The sequence below is a fragment of the Diaminobutyricimonas sp. LJ205 genome (genome assembly GCF_009755725.1).
GTDB lineage: Bacteria > Actinomycetota > Actinomycetes > Actinomycetales > Microbacteriaceae > Ruicaihuangia.
Genome location: NZ_CP046619.1, coordinates 3,092,465 through 3,109,644 on the forward strand (window position 1 = coordinate 3,092,465; position 17,180 = coordinate 3,109,644).

Consider the following 17,180-nt stretch of genomic DNA (forward strand, 5'->3'; position numbering starts at 1 on the left):
TGCTATGGCCGGTCCGCGCGATCGCTTGTTTGCCATCCCGGAGAATCCTTCATCTCGGCTGAGACTTTCGCGAGAACCCCCCTTCTCCCAAACGAGAAGCCAGAGCGTAAGCCGATCAAACGGAAAACGGCGGGCGGTTAACGACCGATGAGAGTTCCGGACCGGTGAAACGCGCCCGCGTCGTCTGGCGCCGGTCGTAGTAGGCCGCCAATTGTTGGGCGTACCCGAAGAGCGTCGCGTACGACTCGCGCGATCCTTCGGTTAATGACCAGACATCGGCGAGTGCCGCCGACAGCACTCCCCGCCGCTGGCCAGCCGCATCTGTCTCGTATGCATCCTGCTCTTGGAGGGAAGCCGAGAAGAAGAATCGGGGTGCGCCGTCGCGGGTGCGAATGGTCACGGGAAGTGCTGGTTTTGAGAGGTGCTTGGCAGGATGGTCGAGCCAATTGCCGCTGGTATCGGCAAAGCAGGTATCGACTAGGCCGATGATCGTCACATCCCTGGGGGTCTTCGCCCAACGCGCGGCGAACTCGTCGTCAAGTATTGGCTCGCCTGTGGAAGATATGAAGACCTCATCCCAGCCATCTCCGTCGTCGCTGTCGACATCGGGCGTGTGATACCCGTGGCCGTCGAGCATCAGTATGAAGGTGTCACCAGGCTCCAGCTTTCCGACGCACCTATCGAGCTGGTCGTTGATATTTGCTGCAGTCGTGTCACGCGGCTCTATCAACGTAATGATCGACATGGCGTCAAGAGGGTGAACGGCCTGGAGCAGCATGGACCGCACGGCGGCGAGATCATTCTCCACCCCATGCAGTTCAGGCCACTCGACCGTGCGGCCGGCAATCTTCGACGGCTTCGGCTTCGGCACTCCGATGAGTAAGGCGGCACTTGTCATTAGCGCGCCCGGGTTGGCGTGGCCTCGGCGGGGGCTGGCTCGCCGTTCTCACTAGACTGCTGCACGGCTTCGCCTGTCTGTGAGGGAACGGGTGTGGGGGTGCCCGCTGTCATCGCGTTCATGCCCCACATGGAGATCGCCAGGATAAAGAAGCCAGACAGCACGACGGCAATCGATCCGCGCAGTCGCCGGGCAGCGTCCATGATCTTCGCGATCGCTTCGAGCTCGTCCTTCGCGAGTCCTTCACTTGCGCCCTTCGTGGCGGCGCCCTTAATCGGTGCGCGCAGTCGCCCGCGGGTCTCGATGGCAGCCAGCCACGCACCAATCGTGATCACAATCCCACCGAAGCCAGCTCCAATGACGAGCACAATGGACGCCATGCGCTGACCGAAGGACCCATCAACTAACTCATCCTCTGCTACTAGCGCTCCGGCCGAAGGAAGCAGCACCCGTGAGATGACCGACCAGACGGTGATTCCTACGGCTGCGGACAGCAGCACCACAAAAGCGAGCGTGACATAGGCGAATGGGCGATCGAGTTCCCCGATCTCTAATTCCGACGGCTTGCTCTCCGTCGTACTCGCCGGTCCCGATGGCATCGTTTCGGACGGGCTAACCAGCTTTACGCCATTTGTGGCGTTCATCTGCGCTTCGCCGACTTTGGCCGACGCGACGAATGTGCCCTGCGCGGCTGTCACCGTGTAGGTTGCAGTGGCGGTTTTCCTGTCGGCAGCTAACTCGATGTCGCCGACCTCGCTGTTGTCCTCCTGACGTCTGATGACGGGGGAGTCGATAACTTCGCCCTCGCCATCGAGCTTGAATATTACGTCAGTGTTCTCGGCGGCCGTCAGCTGAAGAATGCTGGGGTCGTCACCCGGCTTAGACTCGCCACCAGGATTGAATGCGCTGAACTTGAGCGCCATCGGGTCTCCTGACATTCGGATCCGCATCCACGGTCGCGGAGTTGGCACAACTCTGGCCTCGGCAGAAGGGCGCCGCAAGACCCCAGTCTTGTAAAGCCAGCCCCTCTACCGGATTCGAACCAGCCACCGCTCAACTCTGAGGAAATGACACTCAAGTCGTTGACGGCAAGCACAGGAAGGTGCCCGCTGAACGTCACTCTTACGTCACTGGGTGACGACGATCGAAAAGCGGTCGCATCGACTAGCACGCGTCAAGCGAATGCGTGCGCCGCGCTGTGGCGACGGCTAGGGCTCACAGTCGGGCTCGCTCGGCTGCCTGCGACGCTCCCGAGGTCAATACGGCCACCGCGCTTCGACTGAGCCAGCGGCGTACTCCGCTGCCGTCACACTGCTTACAGCGACATGCGCCCGCCGAGTCCTATTGTTTCGCGGATCCGCCTCCTCGCGTACCGACCCACCCGGGAATCGGAGCGCCCGAGTAATCCACCCAGAACGGGGGTACAAAATGGTCCGACAAATGGGGTACAGATGGCAATCCGCGGTTATACAGCGTATGAGCCCCCTTCGACAGCTTCGCCCGCCGGAAACCACAGTGGCGGCTGCGCTAAGCCCCACTCTGTACGGACTCTCATGCCTGCCCTTGTTCACCCGGTGCTCCTCGTCGGAGTCATCACGGCGGTCGCCGGCGACGCCGACTCCAGGGGCTTGCTCACCGGCGGCCGCAATGTCGAAATCACCACCGACCTCGGTCCTGTCGATGTCTTTGTCGATCCAGAGCACGGCGCCGAGCAATTCGTGCTGAACTCTCCAGCAGCGCTACCGGCTCTATTCCTGGATACCCCTTCCTGTGGGACGCAGTTCCGCTTCGATCCCGACGGCTACGTGGCTCGGCTGCACGCTCTGCAGGCTTCCCGCGCAACCGTCATGTAGCAAGGCCTCCGGCTGGTTGACCTGACGTTCGAATCGACATGTCGTCACCCCAGTCGGCCGACGGGCCTGTCGGAGAACAGGATGATCGATTATCTTGTCCTGTTCTTGCGCTAATGCGAGACTCCGTGAATGTCCTTATCGTGAGCACCCTCCCGTGCTCTGCTCCGAGTGCGGGAGGCAACTGGACCCTGGGGCTCTTGAAACCGGCATGAGCGTACAGATCGTCTACGCATGTGACGATCGCGGAGTCGCGTCGATCGTCAATCCATTCCAGCAGTGAACGCCGGCCGGAAGAACTACCCAGCGAAGGCCCCTCGTGTGGCCGCTCCGTCACGCTGCCGGTGGGATTACCACGGGGACCGCTCGTTCCTCATGGTCTGAGATTGACACCGCATAGGGATCGACTCGGGTGGCCCGACAACGTTGTTACGAGCTTGTGGGAGTCTCGGGAAGTACCATTTCGCACCGTTTACAACTTCCTGTGTCAATCGTCTGACCGAACCGCGTGCGCTGCCGATAGTGTTCCGCGACGGCACCCGTGCGCCTTTTCCCCGTGAGGCGCGTACGTGCATATCGTCCGACGGCGGCGCTGCCGGCTTGCCCCCAACCCTGAGCCTGCGGCGCCGCTGTCCAGGGGATCATGCCTGATGGCACGACAACGCCCGTGCGGTCACAGCAGATGCGACGGCACTGGTACGTAGGAATCCTTGGCGGGAAGGGCGTCTAGGGTGCCGGTAGCCGTCTCGCAGGTGAGTTCGTTCACCAGCGCTCTTGCCCAGGACCGAAACGCCTCAGGTGAGCGGTGCCTATCGCTTGCCGCTTCTCCACGCTCGAACTGCGCGTACGCAACGTTCGGTAGTGCAGCGCACATCTGGCGGGTGATGACGTTCAGCATCCGGGCATGCTTGTCGGCGACAGATCCGAATACCGAGTCGTAGGTGGGTATAGATCGAAGCGGTTGCATCCCAGCCACCACTATGCGGGTACTTGGTGACGTGCGCTCTCTGATCTCACCGATCAAGTGTCGCGTGAATTGCCTCCACTTCGCCGGGCGAATCAGCGACAGCGCGTCGTTGATCCCAAGGGTGATGACGATTGCGTCGTATCGGTCGAGCCCTACGGGAAGCGATGCTGTGGCTGACTCCACGGTCATGGTCCGACTGGCGTGCACATCTACGGTGGCGCCTCGGCCGGTAGACCTTGCCAATTCCCGTGCAACGAAACCTGGAAGTGCGAGCTCGTGTGTCCTGACACCCCATCCCACGGCCGGTCCGCTACCAAACAGCAGAACCTTATGAGGAAGTGGTCCCGCAGCTTCGGCCCGCGGGGTGCCGGTCGGACGCGGAACGACATCCAACTTCGCAGCCGCGAACAGCCGCCAGACTCGCATGGTCGGTGCCAGCACAGGCCACAGCAGTGATCCGAGAGCACGAACTGTTCGCGATGCAGCTTCGAAGGACGGAACTCTGAAGGAACGGTCTTCGATTCTGCCGGCCTCGGGGTATCGAAGGCTCACGGTCACGGCAGGACTCCCGTTTCGCTCGCCGCATTCTTCTGACGCCGACGCTTGATCAGATACAAGGTCCAGCCGCCCACTCCCGCCATAGACACGATTCCGAGGGCCCACGCCAGCCAGACGAGGTCGACTGGCTTGTTCGTCTGTGCGCCCCCACCTTCGCCAGCCTCAGGGAAGGTGATCTTCGCCGCAATCTCGTGAACGAGAAGACCGCTAGACAGTTCCGCCTTCCCATTCCATGGACCCGCGGGAATCCCGTCTGCCAACGTGAAAGTGACCTGGCTCGTGTTCCCGGGCGCAATCGTCGTGGTTCGGTCGAGGCTGAACGGCCCGGCGGAAAGGCCGCTGGGGCCTTCACTTAGAGATAGCTGGCCGGTCACGTCGAGCGCCCGACCGCCGGTGTTGGTGACGGTGGCGGTCACCTGGGGGATGCCGTCCGGGGTTCGATGACCTGAGAGGTCGTTGATCTCGAACGCGGCTGCGGGACCGTTTCCGGGGGCGACAGAAAGATAGACGCGGATCCCGACTCGGGTGGCGCTGACAACGTTTGCGGTTGATGACGAACGAACTTCTGCCCAGATCGCCGCATACTGCTCGCCCTCGGCAGCGTCATCGGGCACGGCGATGGTGACCATGACGTTCGAACTCTCGCCAGCAGCCAGCTGCAAGGACGGTTCCTCAACCCCTATCCAGGTCGTCAGCTCATTCTCCTTTGCGCCGTCCTCGCCGACGAAGGAGTCCCCCTCGATGCGCGCCGCGCCCGCGTAGACGCGGACGTCCTGATCCGTGGCTGTGTTGTTTTGGATCTGAACTCGGCGCTGGATGGCCGTGCCGGGCGCGACATTGTCGACGATGTATGAGCGAGCGCGGGGGTCCGTTTGAGTGGCGACTGGGATGTCGAGCAGTCTGATGCCGATTCCGGCAGAGTCATCGGGTCGGCTGTCGTCCGTTGCGGCTAGTGCGGGGGCTGCCGAAGTTCCTAAGAGCAGGGTCAGGCCGAGGATGGCCAACAGTGATCGCGGCACGAGAATCATCCTTACAGTGTCGAGTCAACGGGCTGCGGTCAGGGTTGGGCCTGACAACGACTGTAAGGGGCGACGCTGGACTCGGCACCCCCTACAGCGTCGATTAGAGGACGGAGTGCGTCAGCGTTGCGGTGTAGTCAGCCGCCGCCAGTGCATCCGAGGGGACCGTGACGGTAATGGTTCCGCCCCAAGTTGCGGTGTTGTTGCCGGTCACAGCAGTCGCAGTCTGAATGACACCCGTGCCGTTGGAAGCAGTGGCCTCGGTAACCGTAGCCGTTCCGTCAACTATCGCAACGGTCGGCGTGTAAGTCACGTTTGACGCAGCGATCGTCCCCGCTGGCACCAGCACAGACGAGAACTCGCCGATGGTGTACGAAGTCGTCCAGCCGAGCGTGTCAGCGGTGAGATCCGTGACGACAACGTCGGTCGACTGGAAGGTTCCCGTGGCGCTTCCGCCGGGCGTGACGCTCGAAAGCGCAAGCGAGGCGGGAGCCGAGATACTGAGGGCGCCGGCCGTGACCTCCACAGTGGTTGTAGTGGTGTCCTCGACCGGTGCAGCCGATGCGGGCATGGCGATGACGGTGGTGATGGCAGCTGCCGACGCAATGGCGAGGGCAACCTGAGTAATACTGCGCATAGTTTCTTCCTTGGTTTTGATTTTGCGCCGGCAAAGCCGGCGCGACAGAACGCTCCCTGGCGCTCGTCAATGGGCACGGCGCAGAGCCCGTGGGCACGTCAACAGGCGCGCACGGGAGCTCGACATCGTTGTGAGGGTGATCCAGCGTTGCGAGCGCGTCAAACTGATTCCGCTCGGAGCGTCATAGCTCGCGGCTTTGCGACGTGGATTTGTTGGCAACTGCCAGCGCTACTCGGGAAGTCGACCGCATCGCGGTCGAAGAAGTGGGGCTGTTGCCGGCCTGCGGCATAAAGCTCGACGCAGACGACAGACCCATACTGCCTCGCATCTGCCTAGCGTTATAGCCCCCTTTATGGGGTATGGGGTACAAGTGTTCTTCCTCACCTGCCGACAATCTGGTTGGTTCGCGTCCACAAGAGCGCAAGAACCCCCTTACTTGCTTGAGTTTACTCAAGAGATTGGCCCCCGTTGTGGGCGTTCCGGCCTCGTTGACCGGGTGACAAAATGGGGACAGCCCCTGTTGGCTTTACGTCCCCGCCGGTGACAGTCCTGGCCCGCGCCGTTCAGCCGCATTCGCGTCTCCCCCCAATGAAGCCCATACGCTGCCGATCGCGGTGGCATCCTCAGGAATCGGGTCCGTGTTCGTCCACCGCTCGCACCATCTCTCCCTGCACACCGCGTCGCAGCGTCACCGCGTGCTCACGCTTCAACCGCGGTTCAACCGGTTGACGTCGCCGCCGCAGTGGCCGCTCCTGTCACGCGCGGCCGGCAATAAGGTCATGGCGTGAGCGACTTCGTACCTAAGAAAGTCGTCACTGTCAGAGCGGCATTTCCATGCCCGCTCTGTGGCAAGCGAACACGCACGACCACGAACCCGTATTACGGGACCGGGTTGTCCGTTCACCGTTGGGTCGTACATTGCTTGTCCTGTGACTGGGCCAGGCTGGTCAAGGAAAGCGACGAGCAACGACGCGCGAGGCTACCCGAGGAAGAACCGGCTGAGCCGTCGGACGAAACCGTCGCATCATCGGAGCGGCGCCACCGCCGCAGCATCTTCGGATGGCATTCCCGAAGCGAGAAGGCGCGATCCGCCTGAAGCTGAGCGCATGCGCCTCACCCGCATGCGGGTAGAACGCCCGGTAAGCTCCCACCATGGGCGTCGCTTCGAGGCTGTTACACGTTCCGTTCCGCGGAGGGTCGCTGGATGGGCTCAATCGCCCCGTTGTTCAGTACGGAGATGGATCGTTACAGCCGGGAGTCACTCATCAGTGCCCACGTGGCCGTGAGCTGTACGTTCTGCGGTGGACCTCGTCGACACTTGGGAATGGGCTTGGGAACGACGTTCCCTATTACGAACTTCAGCGCTAGCGTGAGCGGCCGAGGGGTTCGCCCGCTGCACTGCGGGACACGCCTAGAGGGCAGGGCCATCACCGCCCAGCGTACTTAGAAGCGAAATCGCGCAGAACGCGCAGTACAGATAGGTGACGATTTCCGACACCTCTGAGAGGTGCGCAGTTCGGGAAGGATGCCGGTTTCGATTACCCGGGTCCGCGCCGAGGCGGCGGATAAGCCAGAACCCCGTATCTCCTCACCGACCGGAGCAGGGGTATCAGTGCGGCGCCAGGCAATAATGACACCAGCCCCGCACGGGAAGTTCCGAGATGCTTCGCCTCCGAGGGTACAAACCCGTATGTGCCCCCGGAGGCAAAGCGAGCGCCGCCCAGGGACCTCTACCCGAAGGCTGGGCGGAATTGCGCTCAACGTCCGCCTACCCGGGCGAACATCCAGATCAGCTTACCGGGGGACATCTGACAGCGAGAATGCATCAATCACCACGCCTGCGTTCAGTCCCCTAATGACAGTGGCGGGGTACAGATCCACACCGCGTCAGTTCCAGTCGCTTGGCAGCAGTGGAAACTTCTGCCCGTGAACGCGAGTCAGGGCGGTCTGACGGTCGGCCTTCATGATCTAGTTCGAGACTCGACACCTCATCCGGCAATAATGCGCTAGAGGTCGGGCTCGCGGGCACGGCAAGTTCATGAAACTGTCCGGGTTGGTCCCGCGCTGCATGAGATTCCCTATTGTCGTAAGGCGCCTCAATGGCCCGCGGGGAGCTCACGGCCAAGAAGACGCCCTCCGAGCATCCCAGCTGAGTCCATCCTTGGTGAGGCCGTGCAGCAGTTCGACACGCTGTCGGCGCTGCGCCGGTCGAGGCTCGCGGTCGGTTCATCGACCATCAGGACTCGGGACTGAGCAGCAGGCTGCGAGCGAAGGCCACCCCGCTGACGTTCGCCGCCGCTCAGTTGCTCCGGCCGGTGACGTGCGCGAGTACCGACGCCGAGCCGGTCCAGCAGGTCCTGTGGGTTGCCGCGAAGCGGCGAACGTGACCTTTTCCCTTACGCCTATCAGCGTTCAAGAGGAACCTTTCGTGAGGTCTCCTGCAAGAATGCGGGCATGGCACCCTGGCCGCAGGTACTCGTCGTCTTCGTCGTCGCGCTCAGTGTCACCGCGTGCACGCAGGTCTACACCGAACGCTCTAGTGACGTGCCACCAGAGCTCTACGGCATCGCTGACCCCAACGACATGATGCCCGGGGTCAGTTGGGCTGACGGGGACACGGATGAATGGTTGCTGCTCACCTGCGGGAGCTCCTCATGCCCTTGGGAGCCGAAAGAGATCCGCAAGATCGACGACGCCACCTACGAGATTCGGCCTGAGAAGACGGGCGGCTGGCCGTTCTGCACCGCCGACCTGACTCCAATGGTCTATCGCCTCCCGGCGCCCGTGACTCAGGGCACCCCGGTGACCGTGCACCTCGGTTCAAGAACGGTAGAACTCTAGACAGAGAGCGGGACGGCCTTCGAGTGAACGATGGACGCAGATCCGCCGCATCGCTAGGTTCGGGCGCATCATTACTCACAGCCCCCCGAGAACCACTCAAACAGGCAGGCGCCCCAGCCTCATCTCGTTCCGTCCCGATGACGACGTCGTGATCCGGAACGGTTCCCATTGCTGGCCTGTTTAAACGGCACAATCGCCCTACGCATGCTGCAGCCGCCGACCGTCGTGAGTAATCAGCGACGTGCACGCTGCATTTCAGGACTACGCCTAAATCGGTTGTCTTGATTTGACGGGTTCTGAATCAAGAACGGCTGCATTCACTGAAAGCCAGCGCAGGAGGTTCCTGCGCTGGACGGTCTGCACATCCGCGGGGAGTGATTTTTCTCGTTCAACGATTCTCAGAGCTTCGAGCGCGAGTTCTTCGAACTCAACTGAATACTCGGAATCAGCAGCGTGGCGGAGGCTTGTGCCTTCCGCGGCTATTCTCACCATCTGCATCACGCTCCTGCTTCACCACTCGCGTTGATCGTAACGGCTTCCTGTGACACTTCACCAGATCCTGCTCGCGAGTTCATCGCTTGATTCACTTGCTGCGGTCCCATGGCCAGTACTTCAGCCGCCGCCAAGAGTCGTGCGAGTACCCGCATGGATGCGCGGTCGATCTCGCGTAAGTCGCCAGGTTCTGGCGAATTGATTGTTAGGAGTCCCAGAGGTATGCCTTTCGCGCGCACACCGACCGTGATGTAAGTCCGATAAGCACGCGGCTTCGATCGGTCGAAGCCGTCGGGCGCGTCCGTCTGGGTGTCGAGAACGAATCGATCGCCACCAGATTCGAGAAGCTCCCAAACATCTTGATCGCTATCCCCGTTCTCAATGAACACTGAGGTCGGCTCGTCCAGTCGGTTGCGCTTCGCGGACCGCTCATGCTCAAGGCGTCGAGGCACGGCTCCATCCACAAGCCTGAAGTAGGACGCCCTAGGCGCATCGGATTTCACCAAATCGCAAGCGTGCTGGACAATGTCGCGTCGAATACCATCTATCTTCGCGCGACGATCGAGAGGGCTTAGCGGCGCAAGTTCGACCATGTCGCCGGCGGCCGACGCCAACGCTCCTTGGGTTGTGGTGAGTGTCCTCACGCGCTCGGCGTCAAGTTCATCTTGAACGGCCTTGGTTTGCTGTCGAAGCTGGTCCTTCGCTCGGCTCTCCGAACGAAGCTTCACAAATGAGAGCACGGTGACGCTCAGCCCGCCGGCCGCAATCATGTACCGACACAGCACTGCAAACCATTCCACTTGCCCTGGCAACGTTGCAATGAGCGTCGAAATGATTGTTACGGCCGAGGCGGCAGCGATCCACCCACCCAAAACAGTGGGCCCGTCATGCGGCGTCTTGCCGCGGCCTTTTTCGTCCACGGCCAAAAGAATGCCAGAAGGGAGGCATCACGTGCTGCGGCTGCGCGGGACACATACAGGTGGGCTTAGGGAACGGGGTTAACTTCTGGTCGCGCACTCAGCCCAGGAAGTTGCCGGTAAGCGCGAGATGACACTGCCGACCACGCCATACGGCCTGCGTCTCGGCGACAGTTCGACGATCACTGACCCCACGCGCCTGAGACCAGCCTTCGCCACTCGACCCGTTCGCCGCCGCAAGCAGAGCCTCGGTCTCTTGGGACGCTTGGTCCCCCGTTAGACCCCACAGGTGCCTGACGGCGAGGACGAAGCGCTTCGCTGGCTGATCGCCGAACAATCTCGGTCTTTGCTCTCAACACCGCCGCTATCGCGGGATACATTTCGCCGATGAGCCCGGAGGCCTTCACGTCGTACGCCCGCGACCGCCTCGCCGAAGGCGTTGTGTCTGCTCCGAAGATGCGCCAGCTGGCACCGCGCATCGACAAATACATTGCGGGTCTGCTGGCCGCAGCGAAGGCACCGGCCCTCTTGCGTACCCAAGCAATCGGCGCCTTTGAGCCGACACCGCCGGAATTCTCTGACTCATTGGCTGAATTGGCCCTGCGCATCAAACGCTCGCCGCAGGGTCATCAATTGGCGCGGCAGGTGGAGTACGTGATCCACGAACGACTAGTTCGGCAACGGGAACCATCCGAATCGGCTCTGATCCGCCTAGGCGCTAACTTGCAGACAGCAATTCCTTCGGTGGCAGCCTTCTTGCGCACATACGCTGGGCTTCCTCCTGACTTGAGCGCCGCGTTGGTGGGAGCGGACGGCACAAGACCTGTTGCTTCAGATAGCCCGGTTACTTCTCACGAGCCGCTCGCAGACTTGGAAATGGACCTTGACGCCGTTTCTGCCCTGGAAGCGCTAGCTAGGCAGGACTACGAGGCGCTCTTTGAGTTTGACGAGCCACGGGAAGAAGGCTCAGCACTCACTTAGGTCGGCTACGCCACGCACCGGACCGCCATGTCCGTGTGGAACCAGCTTTCAGAAGCTGAGCCGTCGAGTTGCCGATGAACATCATTGCTCGCTCAGCGGTACCGACGTTTGCCACAGCGCTTCGTAGTGCCGACGCAACGCGTCCGATGTGTCTGGGCCCACCGACGTGATTACCGAGAGCCGGCGAGTGATTGAGTTCAGGCTCGTGCTCAGCATCAACGCTGAGCCCACCGCAGGAATCACAACTCGATCATGGAGTTCGCCGCCTTCGAGAACCCGGACGTTCGGGCCGGGTCGGCGCGCAGCGAGAACGGCAAGCATCTCAGTACGCCTCGTCTCGCGATCGGTTGCATTGCGGGTGGGCAGGGATGTGAGAACGCGCGAGAGACGCGGTAGCCGCGTCAGCCACATCAGTTGATCGGGATCGATATACGGGTCAATCAAGAGGGAGTCAGCGAGCCGACCGACGTGACTGATGAGCCTCGCGTATGCGAAAGCGTCGGAAGGATCAACCACCGCCTCTATCGCCGCACTGTCTTCCGTGGTGTCGCCTTTCGGCGCTGCGGCGAGGGTGGCTCGACCCGCCGGTGTCAGGGAGACGCCGTTCCCTTCCGCGGCGATCCAGCCCAGCCGATGCAGGTATGACGAGTACTCCTCCGACTGTTCACGCTCTGATTGCAGCAAGTCCAGAAACAGGCCGGGTTCGATATACCCATCACCACGGAGCCTGTCCGGGGCAAGCCCGTACTCGTCCACCTCGACGAGAGACGGCTGGTAGCCGCGCTCGTTCAAGCTCGCAATGTATGCGAGCACTCGTTGCACATCACTCTCGATGATGTTCATAGCAATACGACAGCTCCGCCCGTGATCGCGGCTCAGCGTGATATCGGTGACGCTCGTCCGCCAGTACGTCCGCAGTGTATTGCTACGCACAGACATTCGTTCTGCGTTGGCGGGAGCTGCGCCGGCCGGCCCTGTGTCGATAGCTCGGCGACTTGCCCGTCAGGCAGGGGATGCCGGTCGTTCGGCTGCAATAGCCTTTCCCTAGCGTTGCCGTCATTGGTAACGCAACGGGGACCGAGCTGCGGAGCGAGTATGACTACGATCCATGACCTTCTTGACGAGTACGCCTCGATGGCCAGGGACACCCGGGAGAAAGGCTTTCTCTTCGAACGTCTCGTGCGAGCTTTCCTCCTCACAGATCCGGTCTACGCCGCTCAGTACGACGAAGTGTGGCTATGGCAGGACTGGCCGGGGCGGGCAGGGAAAGCTGACACGGGCATCGACCTGGTCGCTCGCGAGCGATACACGGGTGAACTGTGCGCGATCCAGTGCAAGTTCTATGCAGCCGACTACCACCTTCAGAAATCCGACATCGATTCGTTCTTTACCGCATCTGGCAAGCATCCGTTCAGCAGCCGAATGGTGTTCTCGACGACAAACCACTGGTCCAAGCACGCCACGGACGCGCTCGATAACCAGCAGATTCCGACCTGGCGGCTCGGCGTCGATGACCTCGCTGAGTCCGACATCGACTGGTCGCAGTACTCGTTAGCGAAACCCGACGACCTGAAACGTGCGCCGCTGAAGGTTCTCCGTCCCCACCAGCAGGAGGCGCTGTCAAATGTGACGGCGGGCTTCCAAGACGCTGCGCGAGGCAAGCTCCTCATGGCCTGCGGCACCGGCAAGACCTTCACCAGCCTGCGAATCGCGGAGACCATCGCCGGACCGGGCTCGAACGTCCTGTTCCTGGTCCCCTCGATCGCACTGTTGTCTCAGACGCTGAAGGAATGGTCGGCCGAGAGCGAGCTGCCCATTAGAGCGTTCGCGATCTGCTCCGACAGCAAGGTCGGAAAGAACAACGAGGACTACTCCGTCTCGGACCTTGCCTTTCCGGCCACGACGAGCACACCGCAGCTCCTCAACGAGGTAGCCAAGGCCACGCTGGCCGACGGCATGACCGTCTTCTTCTCCACGTATCAGTCGATCGATGTGGTTTCCCGCGCCCAGGCGGAAGGATTGCCAGCGTTCGATCTGGTGATCTGTGACGAGGCTCACCGGACTGCCGGTTTCACCTTGGCCAACAAGGACGAGTCCGCGTTCCTGCGGGTGCATGATGAGGCGGCAATCCAGGCGAAGAAGCGCCTTTACATGACGGCGACTCCGAAGATCTATACCGACGCCGTGCGCACCAAGGCCAGCGAGAAGGACGCCGTGCTGGTCAGTATGGACGACGAGAACACCTTCGGACCCGTGTTCCACCGTCTCGGATTTGGCGAAGCCGTCGAACGCACCCTGCTCGCTGACTACCGGGTACTCGTGCTCGCAGTCGACGAAGGCACCATCGGCGCGAACTTCCAAGAGCAATGGGCAATTGACGGCGAGCTGAACATTCCCGACGCGGCCCGCATCGTCGGCATATACAACGGCTTGGCCAAGCGTGGAGTCGACGGTCTCGGTGCGAGCGCGGCTGAGCGGGCTCCGATGCGCAGGGCGGTGGCGTTCAGCCGCTCCATCAAGGACAGCCAGAAGGTGCAGTCGATGGTGAGCGGCTACGACGGCCAGTTCACCCGTCCCGCCGGCGTCTCCTTCGAAGATCCGGAGGATGAGGCATTCGAAGCGTCCGCCGAGAGACCCCTCCGGCTAGAGGCGAAGCACGTCGACGGAACAATGAACGTCCTCCGACGCAACGAACTCCTCGACTGGCTCAAAGAAGAGACGGACCAGAACGATAACGTCTGCCGCATCCTCACCAATGCCCGCTGCCTGAGCGAAGGCGTCGACGTGCCGGCCCTCGACGCCGTCATCTTCCTCAACTCACGCGACAGCCAAGTCGACGTCGTGCAGTCCGTGGGCCGAGTCATGCGCAAGGCCGACGGCAAGGACTACGGCTACATCATCCTGCCGATCGCGGTCTCGGCCGACAAAACACCGGAGCAGGCCCTCAACGACAACGTCAAGTACAAGGTCGTCTGGGACGTCCTCCGCGCCCTGCGAGCCCACGACGAACGGTTCGAGGCGAAGATCGAGCAGATCGACCTCAACGGGCGCAGCGACGACCAGATTCAAGTCATCGACGTGCGCGACCGCTGGGACGGCGAACGGCCCGAGGGGGCGACATCCGACGGTCCCGACTCGGTGTCCGTGCCGATGGACTGGACGCAGATCGGCGCAGACTGGCGCGAAGCCATTTACGCCAAGATCGTCGAAAAGGTCGGCGAGCGTGACTACTGGGAGAACTGGGCGAAGGACGTCGCAGACATCGCCTCCCGCCAACAACTGCGCATCGAAGCTTTGGTCACTGGAGCACACGCGACCTTGCGCGAGGAGTTCGAGCGTTTCCTCGGAGGTCTGCGCGACAACCTCAATCCCAGCATCAGCAAAGCCGACGCGATCGAGACCCTTAGCCAACACCTGATCACCCAACCGGTGTTTGAGGCGCTCTTCGATGGCTACTCGTTCAGCGCCCACAACCCGGTTAGCCAGGTCATGCAACGTATGGTCGACGCGCTGGAGAACAGCAAGCTCGACACCGAGACGGAGAGCCTCGAAGATTTTTATGCGAGCGTCCGGCGCAGCGTCACCGGCATTAAGGATGCGGGCGCTAAGCAGACCACGATCAAGCGGCTCTATGAGAAGTTCTTCTCCGGCGCCTTCCGCAACACCAGCGAACGGCTCGGCATCGTCTACACCCCGAATGAGATCGTCGACTTCATCCTTCGCAGCGCCGACGACGTGCTACGCAAGGAATTTGGCGCGACGCTCTCGGATGAGGGCGTGCATGTGCTCGACCCATTCACTGGAACCGGCACGTTCATCGTGCGGCTGCTGCAGTCCGGGCTAATCAAGCCAGCAGACCTCGAACGGAAATACCGGAGCGAGCTGCACGCGAACGAGATTGTCCTATTGGCGTACTACGTCGCCGCGATCAACATCGAAGAGACCTACCACGGGCTCAACGGCGGCAGTTACGAGCCTTTTCCTGGCATCGTTCTCACCGACACATTCCAAACGTCGGAGGACGACGACCGCTACGACGACCGGGGCATCTTCGGCGACAACAACGAACGCGTGAAGGCGCAGAACGCACTCGACATCCGAGTCATAGTCGGCAATCCTCCGTACTCGGCCGGCCAGGACTCCGCTAACGACAACAACCAAAACCTCAAGTATCCGTCTCTCGACGCGCGAATCGCTTCCACCTATGCGGCTCGGTCGACCGCCCAGAACAAGAACAGCCTGTATGACTCCTACATTCGGGCGATCCGCTGGGCGAGCGACCGGATCAAGGACAAGGGTGTCGTCGCATTCGTCTCCAACGGCGGTTTCCTCGATGGCAACACGGCTGATGGTTTGCGCAAGAGTCTTGTCGACGAGTTCAGTTCGCTCTATGTATTCAACCTGCGCGGAAATGCTCGCACGTCCGGCGAGCAGCGCCGCAGAGAAAAAGACAATGTGTTTGACTCAGGCAGCAGGGCAACCGTCGCTATCTCGCTGCTCGTGAAGAACCCAGATGCCGGAAAGCATGGGCGTCTGTATTACCGGGACATCGGCGACTATCTCACTCGCAGCGAGAAGCTTGCACTTATTGCCGAGTACGCAGGCGTTAGCGGTGTGCCGTGGGAACGCCTCAACCCGAATGAATCGGGCGATTGGGTTAATCAACGGAACGAGACATTCAGCGCTTTTACGCCTATCGGCGATAAAGAGTCTCCGCGAAACGCCGTCCTGTCTTCGTACTCGGGCGGACTAAAGACCAACCGAGATTCTTGGGTCTACGGCTCATCGAAGGTTCAGGTCGAAGCGAATGTGCGGAGAATGATCGCCTTCTACAACAGCCAAGTCGATGCATTCGCGAACGCGCCTTCCGCACCGGTCGACGATGTCATCGAGTTCGATGCGACCAAGATCAGCTGGAATCGAGCGGACAAGTTACGTCTTTCGCGAGGCGTGCGCTATAGATCGCGCGGCGACGCAGTGCGCACCAGCATCTACCGCCCCTTCAATAAGCAACATGTCTATTTTGATCGCGAGCTTAACGACATGGTCTACAAACTTGAGACAGTTTTCCCGAATGCTACTGAGGTGAATCTGGGTTTCTACTATGTGGGAATGGGCTCAGCGGTGCCCTTCTCGGTATTGATGCTCGACAGCTTGCCCGATCTTCATGTAACAGGGGCAGGTAGCGGTGGCCAGTTCTTCCCGCGTTACACATACGAGCCTCGGACGGCAGAGGGTGAGCTCGACATCTTCGATGACGGGAGCGAGTACCGTCGCATCGACAACGTGACCGACGAGATCCATGCAGAGTATCGCCAGCTCTACGGCGGCGACGTCACCAAAGACGACATCTTCTACTTCGTTTACGGACTCCTGCACAGTCCCGACTATCGGGATCGGTATGCAGCTGACCTAAAGAAAATGTTGCCGCGTGTTCCAAAACTGAGCAGCGCTGGTGACTTCTGGCTTTTCGCAGAGGCTGGTCGTGAGCTTTCGAAGCTTCACATCGACTACGAGAGCGTGGATCAATTCCCACTGGAGGAGGCTTGGGGCGATTCAGTCGCTAATCGCGGAAATACCGCCAGGCCCGAGCACCTTCACGTCAATAAAATGAAGTTCGGCGGCAAGGCAGGCTCATGGGACAAGTCCACCCTGGTCTACAACGAGCATTTGACACTGCGAGGAATTCCCGCTGAAGCACACGAGTATGTGCTCGGTTCTCGCTCCGCAATCGAGTGGATCATCGAGCGTTACCAAGTCAAGACCGATAAAGCGAGCGGCATCGTCAATGATCCCAACGCTTGGGGAGAAGAGCATGGCAACCCGCGCTACATCGTCGAGCTCCTGAAGAGCATCGTCACGGTAAGCGTCGAGACGGTGCGAATTGTGAAATCGCTACCCGTCTTGGCGATCGCGAGCGAGGGTTTCACGACCGCCGACGAGCGCGTTGCCTAGGTCGATGGAAGACGGTGCGCACCGCTACGACCGCGGTGCGCACTACTTGGCTAGCCCTTTCCGAC

The 17,180-nt window shown here is 61.2% G+C and carries 12 protein-coding genes; 4 read left to right on the forward strand and 8 right to left on the reverse strand.

Annotation, left to right across the window (positions count from 1 at the left end):
* Positions 1–115: 115 nt before the first annotated feature.
* Both GO591_RS15080 and GO591_RS15085 read right to left on the reverse strand, forming a co-directional pair.
* Positions 116–871, reverse strand: a complete 756-nt coding sequence (locus tag GO591_RS15080) for a caspase family protein (RefSeq protein ID WP_157157572.1) — start codon at positions 869–871, stop codon at positions 116–118.
* A gap of 26 nt (positions 872–897) precedes the next feature.
* Complete coding sequence (locus GO591_RS15085; RefSeq protein ID WP_157157573.1) at positions 898–1,821, reverse strand: hypothetical protein; 924 nt, start codon at positions 1,819–1,821, stop codon at positions 898–900.
* A 630-nt stretch (positions 1,822–2,451) separates the two neighbouring features.
* Between GO591_RS15085 and GO591_RS15090 the strand changes: the two genes are divergently transcribed.
* Positions 2,452–2,751 (forward strand): hypothetical protein, encoded by a 300-nt coding sequence (locus GO591_RS15090; RefSeq protein WP_157157574.1) that lies wholly within the window; start codon positions 2,452–2,454, stop codon positions 2,749–2,751.
* Positions 2,752–3,421: 670 nt separating this feature from the next.
* On the opposite strand, the gene GO591_RS15095 is transcribed toward GO591_RS15090, so the two are convergent.
* The 3 genes from GO591_RS15095 to GO591_RS15105 all read right to left on the reverse strand — a co-directional run bounded on the left by GO591_RS15095 (position 3,422) and on the right by GO591_RS15105 (position 5,929).
* On the reverse strand, positions 3,422–4,141 hold the full coding sequence (locus GO591_RS15095) for an SGNH/GDSL hydrolase family protein (protein WP_232466422.1): 720 nt from the start codon (positions 4,139–4,141) through the stop codon (positions 3,422–3,424).
* Positions 4,142–4,269: 128 nt separating this feature from the next.
* Positions 4,270–5,292, reverse strand: a complete 1,023-nt coding sequence (locus GO591_RS15100; protein ID WP_157157576.1) for a COG1361 family protein — start codon at positions 5,290–5,292, stop codon at positions 4,270–4,272.
* A 103-nt stretch (positions 5,293–5,395) separates the two neighbouring features.
* Complete coding sequence (locus GO591_RS15105; protein WP_157157577.1) at positions 5,396–5,929, reverse strand: hypothetical protein; 534 nt, start codon at positions 5,927–5,929, stop codon at positions 5,396–5,398.
* Positions 5,930–8,383: 2,454 nt separating this feature from the next.
* On the opposite strand from GO591_RS15105, the gene GO591_RS15115 reads away from it, so the two are divergent.
* Positions 8,384–8,770: a hypothetical protein gene (locus GO591_RS15115; RefSeq protein WP_157157578.1), complete on the forward strand. Its 387-nt coding sequence runs from the start codon at positions 8,384–8,386 to the stop codon at positions 8,768–8,770.
* A gap of 267 nt (positions 8,771–9,037) precedes the next feature.
* Here GO591_RS15115 and GO591_RS15120 read toward each other — a convergent pair whose 3' ends face one another.
* Both GO591_RS15120 and GO591_RS15125 read right to left on the reverse strand, forming a co-directional pair.
* Entirely contained in the window at positions 9,038–9,271 is a 234-nt protein-coding gene (locus tag GO591_RS15120; protein WP_157157579.1) for a hypothetical protein, read from the reverse strand.
* On the reverse strand, positions 9,268–10,182 hold the full coding sequence (locus GO591_RS15125; protein ID WP_157157580.1) for a GAF domain-containing protein: 915 nt from the start codon (positions 10,180–10,182) through the stop codon (positions 9,268–9,270). The genes GO591_RS15120 and GO591_RS15125 overlap by 4 nt, the downstream gene beginning before the upstream one ends.
* 384 nt (positions 10,183–10,566) lie before the next feature.
* On the opposite strand from GO591_RS15125, the gene GO591_RS15130 reads away from it, so the two are divergent.
* Entirely contained in the window at positions 10,567–11,160 is a 594-nt protein-coding gene (locus GO591_RS15130; RefSeq protein ID WP_157157581.1) for a hypothetical protein, read from the forward strand.
* A gap of 81 nt (positions 11,161–11,241) precedes the next feature.
* On the opposite strand, the gene GO591_RS15135 is transcribed toward GO591_RS15130, so the two are convergent.
* Positions 11,242–12,003: a hypothetical protein gene (locus GO591_RS15135; RefSeq protein WP_157157582.1), complete on the reverse strand. Its 762-nt coding sequence runs from the start codon at positions 12,001–12,003 to the stop codon at positions 11,242–11,244.
* A 291-nt stretch (positions 12,004–12,294) separates the two neighbouring features.
* On the opposite strand from GO591_RS15135, the gene GO591_RS15140 reads away from it, so the two are divergent.
* Complete coding sequence (locus GO591_RS15140) at positions 12,295–17,115, forward strand: DEAD/DEAH box helicase (protein WP_232466206.1); 4,821 nt, start codon at positions 12,295–12,297, stop codon at positions 17,113–17,115.
* Positions 17,116–17,180: the final 65 nt, after the last annotated feature.

Excerpts from the sequence above, each read along its gene's own strand:
- GO591_RS15085 (WP_157157573.1), bottom strand. The coding sequence starts at position 1,821 with ATGGCGCTCAAGTTCAGCGCATTCAATCCTGGTGGCGAGTCTAAGCCG.
- GO591_RS15090 (WP_157157574.1), top strand. The coding sequence starts at position 2,452 with ATGCCTGCCCTTGTTCACCCGGTGCTCCTCGTCGGAGTCATCACGGCG.
- GO591_RS15095 (WP_232466422.1), bottom strand. The coding sequence starts at position 4,141 with ATGCGAGTCTGGCGGCTGTTCGCGGCTGCGAAGTTGGATGTCGTTCCG.
- GO591_RS15105 (WP_157157577.1), bottom strand. The coding sequence starts at position 5,929 with ATGCGCAGTATTACTCAGGTTGCCCTCGCCATTGCGTCGGCAGCTGCC.
- GO591_RS15115 (WP_157157578.1), top strand. The coding sequence starts at position 8,384 with ATGGCACCCTGGCCGCAGGTACTCGTCGTCTTCGTCGTCGCGCTCAGT.
- GO591_RS15130 (WP_157157581.1), top strand. The coding sequence starts at position 10,567 with ATGAGCCCGGAGGCCTTCACGTCGTACGCCCGCGACCGCCTCGCCGAA.
- GO591_RS15135 (WP_157157582.1), bottom strand. The coding sequence starts at position 12,003 with ATGAACATCATCGAGAGTGATGTGCAACGAGTGCTCGCATACATTGCG.
- GO591_RS15140 (WP_232466206.1), top strand. The coding sequence starts at position 12,295 with ATGGCCAGGGACACCCGGGAGAAAGGCTTTCTCTTCGAACGTCTCGTG.